Raw genomic sequence first — 15,639 nt, forward strand, 5'->3', positions numbered from 1 at the left:
GTGTCAAGTTGGCGGAGAAGGTTGTCGTCACAAAGAAACAGTTTGAAATTTTGGGGGTCGTTGCGGAGCTTGGAAGCGTTGACGTATACACTTTGTCCTCGAGGATCGGCCTTTCCCCAGAAGACGTCATGAGGGACCTGGCCGAGCTAGCGGGTAAAAACCTAGTCGAGCTTAGCTCTCAACAAGCGATATCGCACGAGCTGACCGAGCACGGCGTGAGGTACCTCAACGACGGCTTGCCCGAGGAGCAGGCCCTCAAGGTGTTTAGGAAGTGCTTGAACTCGAAGATCGGCGACTTCGTGGACTGCCTGGCCAAAAACAGTAAATTGACGCCCGAAGACGCTAGTGTAGCTCTACAAATCCTCGTTAAGAGTAACTGCGTTAAGGTCGGACCCAACAGCGTCGTGGTGCTTGGAGACGAGGCCAGGTGCTTAGAGCTGAGGGAGCAGTCAGCCTACTTGAGGTCAGCGTTATTGAATCTTAGCAGGGGTACCGGGGTGAGCTCTCAGGACTTAGAGACTTTAAAGAGACGTAAAATGGTCGTCGCGAAGCGGAAGAGCGTACTCGTGGTCAGGGCTCGTGGAGACCTAGCGGAGATGATCAGGAGAGGGCATGTCGTCCCAGGCAAGCTCTTGACGGTCGTACTGCCATCCCAGTACAAGGAGGCAGAGGGTGTTGTCGTAAAGAAGTTCGACTTAAATGTCCCGCCACCAAGTATTAAGTACTCGTCAACCCACCCCTTCATGGACTTCATTAAGCAGTTACGTGAAATCCTCGTCTCCATGGGCTTCGAGGAGGTCAGAGGCCCCCACGTCGAGGCCGAGTTCTGGAACTTCGACGTACTGTTCCAGCCGCAGGACCACCCTGCTAGGGAGATACACGACACCTTCTTCGTGCTGAACAGGGCGCTGGTAGACGTCCCTACCCAAGCTCTAGAAGTGGTCAAGAGAGTCCACGAAGAGGGCTGGAAGTACACTTGGGACCCCTCTAGGGCCCTTAGGCTCGTCTTGAGGACTCAGTGTACCGCCGTCTCGGCCAGGACTATATACTACAGGGGCGGCGGCGAGTACAGGGCGTTCACAATAGACAGAGTATTCAGGCCGGAGAACTTGGACGCGAAACACAGTATGGAGTTCTACCAACTCGACGGCATTATCGTAGGCAAAGACGTCAACTTCAAGCATTTACTCTACTTCTTCAAAGAGTTCGCGGCGGCTCTGGGTATCAAGGATGTCTGGTTTAAGCCGGGCTACTTCCCGTTCACAGAGCCCAGTGTAGAGGGCTATATCAAACACCCCGTGTTGGGCTGGGTCGAGGTGTTCCCCGGCGGCGTGTTCAGGCCGGAGGTTATGGAGATGCTGGGTGCTGGAGGGTACAAGGCGGTGGCTTGGGGCATAGGGGTCGACAGGCTCGCTATGTGGTTTATGGGGATAGACGACATAAGACTGCTGTTCGCGAAAGACCTGGACTTGTTGAGAAGCGTCGCCAAAAAACCGCTACCGTACTTCCTGGGTACGACTAGTGGGAGAGATGTAGTGGTTAGACCGAGCCCCGAGTAAAAGACCGGGGGGTGTCCACGAGATATCCGTCCACGAACTGAAGCTCCTGACCGCGCAGCTTCTCCACGTAGTTATGACGAGAAGAGTGGGTTTCGAGAGGGCATTCAAGGTTGTAGCGGGCAAGAGGCGTCTGACACCCTCAGCTCTCAGGAGGTTTTTCAGGGTAGGGTATGAGACGTTAATATACTACCACTCTCTCAGGCTGCTCGCTCGTAGAGAGGGTTTCAACCAAACACCCTTTGGTATAGCGTCTTACCTGGCATCAAGGAAGTTCGACTTCGACGCCGTCCGCAGGGAGATAGAGTCGTACGCGGACAGGCTAGGCGGGCTAGAGGGTCTAGCTGTCAAGTACGGCTACACTCCCTTCATCGTCCACCGGCTCTCGGAGTTCCTGGACGAAGGCGAGCTCGAGGAGGTGCTGGGGAGCCTCAACACGCGGAAGAGGTGGTTGAGAGTCAACACGCTGGCCGCCACCGTGAAGGAGGCCGTGGATTGTCTCGTGAAGCGCGGCCTGAGGTTCGAGGCGTCGAAGTACACAGACCTCTCCTACAAGATCTTAGGAGACGTCTACAGCCCGGTCTCGTCGATCGAGTGCGTTGAGAAGGGAATACTGGTCCCCCAGGATGCCTCCAGCGTACTCTCCGTTCTCGCGGGTAGACCCTACGAGAGGAGCGTCCTTGACGCCTGTAGTGCCCCCGGCGTCAAACTGCAGCTGGTACTCTCCTTATACAGAGACTCCACGGCCGTGGCAGTAGACTACTCGCCTAAGAGGGTCAAGTACGTGTACAACGTGTTGTCGAAGTACGGCGGCTTAGACAGGGCTGTGATTATAAACGGCGACTCCACGATTGTCGACTACAGCAGGGTTTTCGAGAAGGCCATTGTAGACGCCCCCTGTACAGGGAGCGGGGCCGTCTACTCCGACCCCACTGTCAAAGTCAGGTTTTCGCCGGCGAAGCTGAAGAGCCTGACAAAAATCCAAACTAGGCTGTTGAGGAGGGCTCTAGTCAACAGCCGGAGTGTTCTCTACATTACTTGTAGCGTGCTACCTGAAGAGGGTGAGGCGGTAGTCGACGAGGTCCTCCGCGAGGGGTTAGCGGAGCCTGTGAGGATCTCTGAAAGGTTTTTGTCGAAGGCGTATAAGGGGTTTAAGTCTAGCGACTACACGTACAGGATAATGCCTAACGTGGTAGACGGCCAGGGGATGTACTTAGCTCTACTAGATAGCAGGGTGTTCTCTGGTTGATCTTAGAGCCCGTCTACGGCCCCCACCCCAGTAGGTGCTTTGGAGCCTCGCTGGGAGTAGACCCGGTAAGTTTCTCGAGAGGGTGTTATATGGCCTGCGCGGTGTGCCACTCTCTCCGCCAGGCGAGAGCTCTCAAAAGCTACACTACGGGCGAGCTAGCCGAAAGAGTCGCGCGGGACCTAGCGGAAAGGGAGGTCAAGGTGAACACTATCTATGTCTACGGCTCGTCCGACCCGTTCCTATACGATGACCTCGCGCGCTTACTCAGAGAGCTGAGGCGTATATCCGACTCTGTAAACGCCAGGCTCGTCACGAGGACACCGGGCTACTTCCAGAGAGCAGTCGACGAAGTCCTCGAGGTGGTGGATACCCTGTTGATCCCGTTCTACGTCGCCGACATGGAATGGGACTCCCTTTACCAGCCCAGAACGAACACGACGAAGAGCGAGTACTACAGGAAACTACACGAACTATTCAGTAGAGCGAGGTCGTATGAGAAGCTCGTGCTCGAGATCATAGTGGCGAGGAAGGGGCCGGAGAGCGTTTTGGGGGGGTACTTAGACGAGTACATAGTGCAGGCGAGGAGGATAGGGGCGAAAAGGGTTTTCCTAAAGACGATCGACAGGCCTGTTAGAGACCAGGGTATCAAACCCGTCTCGAGACGTGTCTTGGACATGGTGAGAGAGAAGCTGGAGAGCGAAGGCGTCGAGGTACTAGCCTGCCAGAGAACCCAGGGGGTCCACCGCGTTAAGTCCAAGAAGGCGTTTGTCGAGGTCTACAACCACATTCTAAGGAAGCCCCTCAGGGTGAGCGAGGTCAGCGAGGTCTACGGGGATTTCGGCGTTATGGCGGCTGAGAACCTCGTCGACAAGAAGGTTGCGTCGAAAGTAGTTTGGGAGAACCAGTTATACTACGTTCCTTCGCGATGAGGCCCTTTTAACGGCAAGCTCTGCTAAGTATCCGGCGAGGAGGAATAGAACGGAGACAAGCAATGTAGTTATGAAGCCGCTCAACACATCCGCCCCTCAGAAAGGCCCGTCAATTCATCCCACCTGCGGTCATCCCTTCCAAGCCTCATCCTCGTCAATAGTTACTGTTTCCTGAGCACTTTTAATATTTTTCCTACGTCGATCTCCACGGCGACTATCGGTCTATCGTAGTCCAGCTTCAGCAGTACTTCCGGGTGGACCTCGCCCACAAACCCCACTTTTTCGTCGCTAACGATGATCTCAGCGGTCCTCTCCCTTAGCAACCCGTCTACCTCACCTTCTCTAAACGCCGGGTTCAGCCCGATCGCGTTTAGGAGAGTATTGACAACGGCGAGGCCGTCAGTTAGCGTAGCCTCCGGCGACGAAATAGCTGTCCCAACCCTTCTCTCTTCGTAAACCCTGCCCTCTCTAACGAAGACTACATCGCCTACCTCGAAAACCCTGAACTCAGTCGCCTTGTTCTTGTTCTCTACGATGAAGTTCACGAGGCCGGCTGTTAGCCACGTCCTTAGAGAAGTGAATCTCTCGCTTATGGGGTTCGCCACCACAACAGGTTCTACTCTCCTGTTGTACAGTCTAACGTCAACGTCGACACTGGTCATCATATAGTTTGCTACTTCGCTAAACCCCATCGAGACCAGCACCCCTCTGAGGAGATCGGATAAGTGCTCTACCTCGTCCTCTCTACCGCTGCCCCGTGAAGGGGGCAACTCGTTAGCCTCTTCGCCCAGCCTCTCGTACCCGTAGCCGATCGCTATGTCCTCTGCCACGTCGACCCAGCTCAGCACGTCGATCCTGTAGGGGGGCGCGCGGACCACTAGCTTGTCTCCGGCGGTCTCGACCACGTCGTACCCGAACACCCCCAGGAGGCTGGCCGCCTCTTTAACGCTCATTTCCGTGCCCAGCAGGCTATTGACCTGCCCAATGGTGAGCTCCTGAACTACTCCCTTGACTCTCGGAGCGGCGATCTTCTTCCCGTTGCTATACCGGGTTTCCACAAGGCAGATCTCCGTGTTACGCCCTCTCTCAAACAGGCTGTATGCCACTATTGTAACCATGTCAACGACTACTCTAGGGTCCAGCCCCGTCGAGTCTATCAGCACATTCCGTGTGGACGTGGTCACTTTCGCGTCTTCGCTGTTCAGGATGGGGGCTAGGCTCAGTATCCTGCCCTCAGAGTCCGCTATGACGGGGTACTTCTCCATCTTATCGATTATGTCCCCGTATTCTCTTCCTTTGTCTGTCTGACCCAAGACCTCCCGCAGAGACATCTCTTTACCGTAGCCTAGCGGGCGGTACCTAGTATTGTCGGGGTCGACAGCCCTGTAGTAAATAGGCGGCTTGACCTTGTCTAGGTCGTACAAACCGATGCTGGCCTTCCTCCTGTTCCTGCCGTAAGTGGTGTGGAGCTTCTCCTGCAGCTGGATTATCTGCTTTAGAGCCTCGTCGTCCAACTCCACGTTTCTAACGATCGCGAAAGCGACGAAAGGCCTGCCGGGGACAGGTTCTGCGTAAGCCGCCGCTCCGCAGTCAGACACGGTTGGCCTCCTAACGGGTAGCCCGAGCAGGTGCTTTAAAGCCCTGGAGAGCCCCTCGGCACTGAACAAGTCGGGCCTGTCGTGGTTGGCCTCGTAGACTAAATTGCCGCCCGCCATCTCCTCTATTTCGCACTTTAGCTTCGTCATCAGCCGAACCAGGCTTTTCACGTCTAGCTCAACACCTAGAAGCCTGTAGAGGTCGTCCACGCGCACGCTGATTGTAGGCAAGTCACCACCCCACTACTGCCTTGAGCTCATTCCAAACCTTGGCGACGTTCTCGGCCTCCTCCTTGCCCCATTCCACGAGCCCCTCTCTTACGAACCTGTCTAAGTGGTCTTTAAGCCCTAGGGACTCGGCTACAGGGGCGTAGACTGTCAAGTACGAGTAGGCCCCTTTAATCTTCCTCACTTTGTTGAACGTGTCTCTGCCGAGGGTCTTGTATATGAATCTCATGGATACCGGGGACTCTAACCCCGCCGGCCTTCTATACTCGACATTGAGGCCCCCTAGTGAAGGGGTCTCGACCCCCATGACAGCCGACTTAACGCTGTACCACCCAGCCAGGTACTCGCGGTAAGCCTTGTTGGCCCTCTCGGACAATCCACGGTCGCTCAGTATGTAGGAGGCGAGAAGGGCGATGACAGCCGTGTTCGACAGCTGAGACGGCGATATAGTGTCTGGCGTGTCCATGTCTGTGTGGTAGTATTTACTCGGCCACTCGTTGAGCATCCCGGAGTCGACACCCCAGGTAATGAACACGTCGTGGTCGCTCCCGGCGCTGTACGGAGCTATGTCGTACCTGACAGACGGCTGGGGCACACCTTCGAAGCTCTCCACGGTATCTAAGACGCTCCTCGCCGAGACGTACAGCGCGGAAGAGACTCTGCCCGGCATGAACAGGGGAGGGTTCACTACGGATAAGACTGAGCCCGTCACATTCTGTTTCGAGCCGACCATGTCCAGGTTCACTACGTGTTCGGGTAATTCTCCCAGGATTTCTTTCAGGAAGACCGTTCCCGTGTACTCTGGCACCCACACGTGGCAGACGCTACCCAGGGAGGGGTCCCTCATGTTCACCTTAGCGAAAGCTGCCAGGAAGTTGGCGGCGCTCCCGCTCGCGTTGTCGTGGGCGCCGGGCTTGGGGTGACACACGTGGCTTACAATAAGCGTGGTCGGGCGACCTCCACAAGAGACCAGGACTGGTAGCCCGGCGCTGTGGAACTTGACGCTCGCTTTCCAGCAAACCTCTACCTCCAGCGAAGGGTTAACTAGCAGCCTCGAGATCAAGTCTGTGGCCAGGCGGTAGGGTATGTTCATGACGACCTTGCCGTGCTTGACCTCGCTAGCCTTTAGGAACAACCCCGTGTAGGGGACAGCTTCGTGGAACCTATTCTTATCGTAGTGGAGGATGAGCTTGGTGTCAACGGTTAGGTAAGCGTCGTACGGGTTGAGGTCTGTTAGCACGACCTCGCCCGAGCACTCCCTCTCGCACACGACTAGCCTGCCACAGCCCTCCCCACCAGGGCTATGAGCGGACAGGAGAGTTGGATGCTCTAGCAGGTTGAACCTTCCCAAGACCTTTTCGCCTATTCTAATGACCAGCTCCGCCTCTACTGGGTCCCAACCAGACGGGGTCTCTATGAAGCCTCTCCTAGCGTTGTTCTCGACCTTGTAGACCTTGGCTGGGAGCCCAGCGTTCTCCAGCGCCTCCTTGAGCTCTTCAACGGCCCTCACTAGCCCGGTCGAACCGGTAACCCTACTGTAGCTGGATAGCATGTTTACGACGTCTACACCTAGTGTCCGGGGGACTTCTTTCTGGAGCTTTAGGACCTGCTCCCTGAAGTTCGTACAAGACACCTTTTCCATGAGTGTATAAAGTCCAGCTTAAATACTTTGAGAGACTTGCATAAACTTTAGCCTCTGTTTGTGGTGGTACAATGGTTATCGTGAGCATCACTCCTGAGATCGCTATCGACCAACTGAGAACGTATGCCGGCGGTCTCGGCGTACTAGAGGGTGACAAGGTGATAACAGCAGGGGAGATGGGCTTAGACTACTGGGCTCTCACCTTATACTACAGGCAGGGTTACGTCAGACTAAAGTTCAACGGCACTGAGCCAATAGCAGAGCCGGAGAAGCAGTCCCCGAGCGTACTGGCTAAGTTGCAGCCCTGGGACGAGTTCACCGTGACGTTAAAGGGAGAGGAGGTTATCATAAAACCCCTCGTCTACACTCACAAAACAGCGAAGGTCGTTTTCTTCGAGGCGGTCTGCCCGAACTGGGCTAGGGCTCTCACAGACAGGGTTTACATGGCCGACACCCTCGAGAATCAGTTCCTGGTTTACGCTTTGCTGGCTAAGGCCTCGGCCGCTTTCATACGGGACTTCATTGGGTTAGAGAACGCGAGCGTGATAGACCTTGAAGAGGCCCACACAGCACTACTCTTAATGGCACTTAACGTTGAGGACAGGGCTAGAATCATAATCCACACTCCAGGGCCTTGGGGTCACCCCTCGTTCCCTGGAGGCCTGATCGCGAGGGAGTTCGGCCTCTTCCTCGGGGACAACATACTGTTGACGGACTACGCCTTGAGCAAGCTGAGGAAGGGGATCGTAGTCTCCAAGAAGCAGGAAGACGTGATAAAGAAGCTGTTCGCCAAGCACTCGAGTAAAATAGTCTCCATAACAAACGGGGTGAGCCTCGAGAGGTGGATGGACCCGAGGCTTTACGAAGCGTACAACAAAAATGCGTTGAGCCGGGAGTTACTGATCAGCGTGAGGCTCGATAACAGGAAAAAGCTTGTCTCGCTGTTGAGGAACGTGAAGCCCGAGCTGTCCGCTGACGATAAGCCGATCATAGCTTGGACGAGGAGGCTGGCGAGGTACAAGAGACCCTACTTCGTTGCCAGGTTTATAGAGGAGAACCCGGACGTCGAGGCGGTGTTCGTCCTGGGCGGGAAGCCCCACCCCAAGGACTTCGACGGGCTGAGCTACGCTAGGAAGTTTAGAGACCTACACCTGAAAATAAACCACGTCGTCTTCTTAAGCGACCACGATGTACCCGCAGCAAGGACGGTACTACAGGGTAGCGACTACCTCTTGTTCACGCCATTCAGTGGGTGGGAGGCTAGCGGGACTAGCTTCATGAAGGCGCTCGTCAACGGAGTCCCCGTGCTCTCCTCGAGAGACGGGGCCGCCTTGGAGGTGATAGAAGACAACGTGACGGGGTGGTTCTTCGGAACCGACATCAGAGACTTCATAAACATATACGACGACCCCAGGGCGAAGGAGGTCGACGAGAACGAGTACAAGGAGTTCAAGAAAAAACTCCTCGACCTGATCGACATGTACCACAGCGACAAAGACAAGTACTGGGAGGTCTCTCTTAACAGCGCCCTGAAGACCCCTAGTAAGGTTGATATGCGGCGTGTGCTGCACAAGTACTATCTGGAGGCACTGTGAGATGAGAGTCTTAATTGTAGGAACCGGCCTGATGGGCTCATCGATCGCAACGTGCCTGGCGAGAAAGGGGTTCAAGCTCCTAGCCTACAACAGAACAGCGAGTAAAGCAGTGGAACTATGCGAGGAGATAGGCTGTGAAGCGGTGGAGACCCTAGAAGGCGCCTCAGCGGACTATACACTAGTTTCTCTATTTGACGACGTGGCGAACATAGAGGTGTTGGTCAGCAAGAGACTTTACGAGAATGTCAAGACACGTTTCGTCGTCAACACGTCGACAATATCACCCCAGACGAGTCTCATGATATCGTCGTTATTCCGGCAGCACGGCGTCGACTACTTCGAGGGGACAGTATTCGGGAGCGTCGACGAGGCTAGGGAGTGCAGGCTGTTATCCATGGTAGCTGGAGAGAGTAGCAAGCTCGGGGAGGTCGAGTCCCTAGTGTCGCAGTACTCCTCGAAGACGGTGTACGCGGGTGACATTCCAGCAGCTACGGCTCTGAAGCTCGCCGTTAACAACATAGCCCTGGCCCTTCCAGCCCTGATAGGCGAGTCGCTGGAGATCCTCGAGGCGTACAACGTTGCTGTCGACAAGCTCATAGAGGTAGCAAACGCCTCGTGGCTGAAGAGCGTATTTGAGAGGTACTGGCCCAGGATCGCCGAGGAAAAGAAGGCGAGGTTCACGGTGGCAGGGGCAGCCAAGGACTTCCGTATAATATCGGGTGAGCTGAAGAGCAGAGGTTACCCCGGGGTAGTATCGAGCGGTGTAGCTAGCTTCTACAGTGGTCTGTTGAGCGAGATGGGCTCTAAGGACTACCCCCAGGCGTCTCTCGGGTACCTGAAGAAGAAAAAACTCCCTACCTGACAATCAAGACGGAGGACGTAGAGTTGACTGCCAGGGCTAGGGGTATACTCCCGATGCTCAAGTCGAAGTAGCTCGTTTTTCCTCTAGCCCCCACGACGATCAGGTCGTAGCTCTCCTCAACGGCCTCCTTAAGGATGATGGACGAGATGCTCTCGTTCTCCTTGAGCTCTATAGTCTTGTACCTAACGTTCGTTATTTTCTTGCCTACAGCGCTCCTGGCCAGGTCTAGGGGGTCCCCGGTTTCTCCTGGCACCTTCACGTAGAGGACTGTCAACTGCGAACCGTAGTGCCTCGCGAGGTCGACGGCTATGTTTAGAGCCTTCAGGCTGAGGCTACTCCCGTCGAAGGGGACGAGGATTCTCCTCAACATGAAACTGATCTCGTAGGTCGGCGCCTCAGACATACTCTCACCCCGCTTTTAACGTTGTAAACCGACGTTAAGAACCTTGTCTGTCACCTTCATCGTCTCCTCCGCGCTCTCGGCTAGGCGCAGGGCCGCTCTTATCGCGTCGATGTTCTCCGGTATTACTATTGCTTCTTGGTGGACTGCCTGGACTACAGTTAGCTCGTCTCCACTCACCTTGACCATGTCCCTCCAAACCACGTTCTCGTAGATGTCGTACCTTTTCCTGCCAAGGTCTCTAGCGAACTCGACGATCTTGCTGGTGGAGTCTATACCGATCTTTGCGCCCTCCAGGAAAACTACCCTAGGAGTACTGGACAGCGCCTCAACGACCTCGTCTATGCTGGTACTCCTCTTGGTCTGGACGTGGACAACGTGGACGTGCATCAGCGTCGTCGGCACTATGAGTGCGACTGTCTCGATGTCCAGGCCTGGTAGAACCGTTTTCACGTCTATTGCGTGGTGGCTGGGTATACTGGGCGGGTCTAGCTTCACCGTGTTGACGATGCCTTTGTCCTCCTTTGGGTCACTAGCCCTTCTGACGATAACCGCTCTGACTTTCCTGACGCCGACGTGTCTGTCTAGGAGACATATCAGCCTAAGCAGGGCCGTGGTATTGCAGCTGACCACTCTAATGTACTTTTTACCAAGGGCCTGCCGGTAGTTGCAGAGCGTGCTAAAGCTGACCTCGGCTACGTCTGGGCTCTCTCCGCCCTCGAAGAGGGCGCTCAGGCCCCGCTCTACGTAGACCCGCTTGTTCTGCGCCCCCTTTCCACCAGGGGACGCGTCCACGACGAGACTGACCGACCCGAGTAACTCGTCGATAGTCCCGGATGGCTTGACCCCGACTTCTTCGAACAACCCTTCTTTTCCCTCCGGCACATATACCGGGATGCCCTGTCTGTAGGCCACCAGGACGCTGTAGTCGGGTGTGTACTTTACGATGCCCTTCAGCTCCAAGTCAGGCATCTGCCTTATCGCTTCGGCGACCCTCTTCCCGATCGTACCGTAACCGTTAACAGCCACGGGAGCCCTCATTTCTTACCACCGTAGAAGATGGATTTACTCATCTGGAGCGCCTTAATCGCGGGCAGCTCCTCTCCGCTCAGCAAGAGGAGTAGAGCGTTGCCCCCTGTAGAGACGTGGATCCTGTCGTTTACCTTGCTCTCGTCGATCATGGCGCCCAGGTGACCACCAGCTATGACGACGAATGCCCTGGAGTTGTAAACGGCATCGAGTATTTTCAGCGTGCCCTCTCTGAACTTGCTGTCCTCGATTACTCCAGCAGGGCCTCTCATGACGATCAACGAGGCCTCCTTAATAAGCTCGCAGTAGATCTCGAGGGTAGTCTCGCCAATGTCCTTTACCACTCCGGTAACCTTGGTTATGGACACGTTTTCGACCGTGTTGTCTTTCTCGTTGTGCGCCTTGACGTCGACGGGGGTCTCAATGGGCGCGCCTTTCATGAGCAGGAGCCTCGCCCGGGGTATAAGGGTGAGGATGTTCTTCTCTTCTAGAAGTCTCACGTTTTCATCGCCCAGTCTCACGCCTTTAGCTACTAGGAAGAGTTGTGCGAGGAGCCCCGTTGTGAGTATCCGGTCGGCGAGCCTGTTTCTCACAAGGTTCTCGATGACTCTGAGAAGGTCGTGTACTTTAGAACCACCTAGTATGAAGATCCGGGGTCCAGACGTAGACGAGAAGATCCTAGCGGCAGCACTCACCTCTTTCTCGAAGAGCGGGCCCATAGCACTGGGTAGCACCAAGGGGAAACCCACTATGCTCGGCTGGCTCCTGTGAGCGGTAGCAAAGGCGTCGTTCACGTAGTAATCGAACAAACCGGACAGCCTCCTAACGAACACTGTCATAGACTGCTCCTCGGGCGCGGCCTCTAGGACCTCCTCCGATACCAGCCTGAGGTTGTCCAATAGTAAAACCTCGCCCGGTCTCAGCTCCGAAATCGCGCTCCTTGCCGCCGGCCCCATCACGTCGTCCACGAACTTCACTTGGACACCGCTGTACTTGCTCAAGAGCTCTGCGTGCTCTTCTAGAGTGGTGAAGTCGCGCTCCCCCGGCCTCCCTTGGTGAGACCCGAGAACGAGGGCGGGTTCGTACTTGTCGACTATCTCTTTGATGTACTTCGCGTGGACCCTTATCCGCCTGTCGTCCAGGATTTTCCCAGTCTCGGGGTCTATAGGCGAGTTGACGTCTATCCTCATGAAGACCTTGCGTCTAGTTATATCCAGGTCTTTAAGTGTCGGAAGGTCGAGGAGGGTGCTGTCCATTGATCCACCGTACATAGATGATTTCAGGCTCTCGTATATAAGTCTACGTTAAAAATTTATTTAAATGAGTAAAAAAGACATAGGAGAAGATTAGAGAACAGAGTTTATGTAGGTGATTAAAAGAGTAGAAAAATAAAAACGAGGTTATGTAATATACTCTTTGAAGGCTATTGCTCGTGTTGGGCACACGCTAGTACAGAGCCCGCAGCCATAGCACTTGTTTATGTCTACTCTCGCGATCCTCTTGCCCTTCTCGTCCGGTAGCACGTGTACGGCGTCATAGTTACACACCTGCTCGCAGAAACCGCAGCCGATGCACTTCTTCTCGTCTACTATGGGCGGCTCTGCCCAGACCCTGCGCGGCTCCGGCTTCAGGTATTTGAGTGCTAGGCCTTTCACGTCCAGTATACTGTCGTACTCGTGCCTGGCGAGCCAGTCCTCTACTTCCTTCAGGATCCTCTTGAAGACCCCTAGCCCCTCAATAAGTGCGGCTGTACATATCTGGACAGCCGACGCGCCGGCCATGAAGTACTCGATCACGTCGACACCCCTGGATATCCCGCCCACGCCTATAATAGGGAGCTTGGAGTTGAGGGCTACTTCGGAGACGACGGCGAGCGCCAGCGGCTTCAGGGCCGGGCCGCTCAACCACCCGTAGCCGTAAGGCCCGCCCACGATAGGCATCCCTGTCTCGACGTCGATACTAAGGGCCGGGCCGATCGTGTTGGTTGCCACTATGCCGTTTACACCGACCTTCTCTAGCTCTTTAACCAGCTCGGGTATGTTCGGGGTGAACGGGCTTAGCTTGGCGAAGATCGGTACGCTCACACTTTCGCGGAGGGCCTTAGCGGCCTCGACGACTGGCCTGTAGTCTCTACCAATGTAGTGTGTAGAGAACTCTATCGCGTCTACCCCGGCTTTCTCGACTTTCGGACCTAGGTTGGACAGCTCTTCCGGGGTGTAGCCTATGCTGGCTATGAACGGCACGTTGTTCTTTTTGGCGTACTCCTTGACGATGGGGTACTCGCGTTCAAGGTAGTGCTCGGCCGGTATGTCGCTCCACAGCTCAGCGTTCAACACGCCGTAGATGAACCTGTTGTTGCCGCTGTCGACGTTGACGATCCTTATGTCGCCCGGCTTCAAAGTCTTCAAGATCTGCATTCTCGCCATACCCCGGTCTACGGCCGCCATGCTAGGCCTGGGGACAATCGCCGGTTTAACGCTTATTGTCTTGGCTACTACCCCGCCTACACCGTTTTCGATAAGGGCCTTCATCATTTCGGCGTCTCTTGAGACAGGGCACGCCGCGTTCATCAGGGGGTTCTTGAACCTCAACCCGGCTATTTCGACTTCTAGACTAGGCAATTTCACACCTCTAAAATCATAGATTTAGAGAGGCTCAAGTAAAATATTTTTCCAAGTTTCAGACCTGTAGTTGAGAGGACGAGGTAAAAAACAAGCTCGAAGGCTGAGCCTTAGCCGCAGAGCGGGTAGTCGTCCGGGACCTTCTGCCTGAAGAATTTCCCGGTCTCAGGGTCCTGGAATAACCCCACCTTTACGCCCTTTCTCCCGCTGGGGGTCAGTTGCCAGACTTTCCTAGGGATCAGCTCGAGCTCCTTGCCCGAAGGAGTCCTGACTTTGACCGCATTTTTACATGGCTCTCTAGCAGCCATCGCAATCACCTGTTAGAAATATTAGTTGTTAAGGGTTTATATAATTTTTCACAAGCAGCCATAAAACGTTAATGTGTCGATATTACAGCTTAATATTCGGCTAGAAAAAATGAACTCCCAATAGAACAGATTCCGTGGTTATAAGAGGAACAAGTTAGTTGAAAGAGTGTAGTAGAAAAATGATATGTTATACGCAGGAGAGGAGTTCTACTACTTGAGGTAGTCTAGCTGGTACTTTCCTTCAGCCATCATCTTGTCCCACAGCCTTTCGACAGTGCTGTGGACTTTCTCTAAAGCCTTGTCGAGGTCTACGTTGACGAACCTCTTTTCCTTAACGACGAACCTCCCGTCAACCACCACTGTGTCCACGTCGTCCGGTGTGAAGGAGTTCACGAGGTGGCCGTAAACGCTCTTCTCGTTTACCGGCGTTGGCGGCGTCCTGGGCTTGATGACAACGATGTCGGCTCTCTTCCCAGGCTCTATACTGCCCAGGTCCTTGTCTTGGTGGAACATTCTAGCGGCGTTGACTGTGGCCATCTCGACGACTTGTAGAGGCGTCATTAACCTGGGGTCTAGGTTCCAGACTTTGTGGATCAGGTAGGCCGCCCTCATGTTCTCGAAAACGTTGAATATGTAGCCGTCGTCGCCAAGCCCTACGTTAATGCCCAGCTCTAGCATTCTCGGTATCTTCGGGACTCCCACGGCGTTGAGCATGTTGCTCATCGGGTTGTGCGCAACGTGCGCCCCGGTCTTTTTGATGATCAGGATCTCCTCGTCGGTCGCCTGTACTGCGTGGACTAGGTGGACTCTCGGGGAGAGGAAGCCTAGTCTGTACATCCTTTCTATAGGCCGCACGCCGTACCTCTCGATGCTGTGGTAGACGTCGACTAGCCCCTCCTCCGCGTGTATTGCCACGAGCGCGTCGTGCTTCTCGGAGAGCTCTTTCGCCATCTTGAACAAGTCGTCTGTTACCGTGAAGCTGGCGTGCAGGTAGATGGCGCCCTTAACTAGCTTTCTCGGGTCTTTGTTGTTCTTGACTATAAACCTCTCGTTCTCCTTCACGCCTCTCACTCCCTCCTCGTAGCTCCTTCGCTGAGTCGCCTCGAAACTCAGAATACCCCTGATACCCACCTCGTTGACAGCCTTCTCCATGCTGTCGAGTATGCTGTCTATACAGTTGGGCGCGCTTATGTTGTCGAAGAAGTTGGTCACCCCGGATTTCGCGTACATTAGAGACCCGATCAGAGCAGCTGCGTATGCCTCGTCGTGGCACAGCATCACGTCAAGGGCCCACCAGATCCTTTGGAGGTTCTGCATGAAGTCCGTGGGGGGCTCGATCTTCCCGAACCAGGGGCTACCCGTTAGTAGGGCCCCGTAGAAGTGCGTATGTGCGCTGATGAAGCCAGGCGTTACGACAGACCTGCCGCCCCCAACAACCTCCTCGCTAGTGTACTTGTCTCTCCCGTCGCCGACTCCCACGTCGGCGATCGTTCCGTCTCTCACTGCGACGTAGCCCCTCGGGACGACGCGACGCTCGCTGTTCATTGTCACGATTAGCGAGTTGGAGACGAGGATGTCGACCTTCTCCCTCATACACTCTACCCTCGTATTCAAATTTACCGTGG

General features: G+C 55.0%; 13 protein-coding genes. 5 read left to right on the plus strand and 8 right to left on the minus strand.

The features are described 5' to 3' along the window. Nucleotides 1-8: 8 nt before the first annotated feature. The 3 genes from WLZ34_RS05110 to WLZ34_RS05120 all read left to right on the plus strand — a co-directional run bounded on the left by WLZ34_RS05110 (nt 9) and on the right by WLZ34_RS05120 (nt 3,734). The gene (locus WLZ34_RS05110; protein ID WP_434730994.1) at nt 9-1,559 is read left to right on the plus strand and encodes a phenylalanine--tRNA ligase subunit alpha; all 1,551 of its coding nucleotides are present in this window, start codon (nt 9-11) and stop codon (nt 1,557-1,559) included. A gap of 73 nt (nt 1,560-1,632) precedes the next feature. Further along, nucleotides 1,633-2,805, plus strand: a complete 1,173-nt coding sequence (locus tag WLZ34_RS05115; protein WP_434730995.1) for a hypothetical protein — start codon at nt 1,633-1,635, stop codon at nt 2,803-2,805. Continuing rightward, a complete protein-coding gene (locus WLZ34_RS05120; protein ID WP_434730996.1) occupies nt 2,802-3,734 on the plus strand; it encodes a radical SAM protein in 933 nt (310 codons plus the stop codon). Before WLZ34_RS05115 ends, WLZ34_RS05120 begins: the two co-directional genes overlap by 4 nt. Nucleotides 3,735-3,895: 161 nt before the next feature. On the opposite strand, the gene pheT is transcribed toward WLZ34_RS05120, so the two are convergent. Both pheT and WLZ34_RS05130 read right to left on the minus strand, forming a co-directional pair. Next, a complete protein-coding gene (pheT, locus tag WLZ34_RS05125) occupies nt 3,896-5,560 on the minus strand; it encodes a phenylalanine--tRNA ligase subunit beta (RefSeq protein WP_434730997.1) in 1,665 nt (554 codons plus the stop codon). Between the two features lies 1 nt (nt 5,561). Continuing rightward, nucleotides 5,562-7,199, minus strand: a complete 1,638-nt coding sequence (locus WLZ34_RS05130; protein WP_434730998.1) for a M28 family peptidase — start codon at nt 7,197-7,199, stop codon at nt 5,562-5,564. 71 nt (nt 7,200-7,270) lie between these two features. Between WLZ34_RS05130 and WLZ34_RS05135 the strand changes: the two genes are divergently transcribed. Then, entirely contained in the window at nt 7,271-8,794 is a 1,524-nt protein-coding gene (locus WLZ34_RS05135; protein ID WP_434730999.1) for a glycogen/starch/alpha-glucan phosphorylase, read from the plus strand. A gap of 1 nt (nt 8,795) precedes the next feature. Then, on the plus strand, nt 8,796-9,656 hold the full coding sequence (locus tag WLZ34_RS05140) for an NAD(P)-dependent oxidoreductase (RefSeq protein WP_428726642.1): 861 nt from the start codon (nt 8,796-8,798) through the stop codon (nt 9,654-9,656). Here the strand turns inward: WLZ34_RS05140 and WLZ34_RS05145 are convergent. The 6 genes from WLZ34_RS05145 to WLZ34_RS05170 all read right to left on the minus strand — a co-directional run bounded on the left by WLZ34_RS05145 (nt 9,649) and on the right by WLZ34_RS05170 (nt 15,607). Then, a complete protein-coding gene (locus WLZ34_RS05145) occupies nt 9,649-10,059 on the minus strand; it encodes a universal stress protein (RefSeq protein WP_428726643.1) in 411 nt (136 codons plus the stop codon). The two genes, WLZ34_RS05140 and WLZ34_RS05145, sit on opposite strands and share 8 nt — an antisense overlap. Nucleotides 10,060-10,074: 15 nt before the next feature. Further along, nucleotides 10,075-11,097: a type II glyceraldehyde-3-phosphate dehydrogenase gene (locus WLZ34_RS05150; protein WP_428726644.1), complete on the minus strand. Its 1,023-nt coding sequence runs from the start codon at nt 11,095-11,097 to the stop codon at nt 10,075-10,077. After that, a complete protein-coding gene (locus tag WLZ34_RS05155; protein ID WP_434731000.1) occupies nt 11,094-12,356 on the minus strand; it encodes a phosphoglycerate kinase in 1,263 nt (420 codons plus the stop codon). Before WLZ34_RS05155 ends, WLZ34_RS05150 begins: the two co-directional genes overlap by 4 nt. A 129-nt stretch (nt 12,357-12,485) precedes the next feature. Next, nucleotides 12,486-13,706 carry a 4Fe-4S dicluster-binding protein gene (locus WLZ34_RS05160; protein WP_434731001.1) on the minus strand — a complete coding sequence of 407 codons (1,221 nt, stop codon included), beginning with the start codon at nt 13,704-13,706 and terminating at the stop codon, nt 12,486-12,488. Nucleotides 13,707-13,816: 110 nt separating this feature from the next. Then, nucleotides 13,817-14,014 carry a chromatin protein Cren7 gene (locus tag WLZ34_RS05165; RefSeq protein ID WP_014738044.1) on the minus strand — a complete coding sequence of 66 codons (198 nt, stop codon included), beginning with the start codon at nt 14,012-14,014 and terminating at the stop codon, nt 13,817-13,819. Nucleotides 14,015-14,224: 210 nt separating this feature from the next. Next, nucleotides 14,225-15,607, minus strand: a complete 1,383-nt coding sequence (locus WLZ34_RS05170; RefSeq protein WP_434731002.1) for an amidohydrolase family protein — start codon at nt 15,605-15,607, stop codon at nt 14,225-14,227. Nucleotides 15,608-15,639: the final 32 nt, after the last annotated feature.

Source organism: Thermogladius sp. KZ2Tp1, assembly GCF_051131135.1.
In the GTDB taxonomy this organism is placed as follows: Archaea; Thermoproteota; Thermoprotei_A; order Sulfolobales; family Desulfurococcaceae; genus Thermogladius.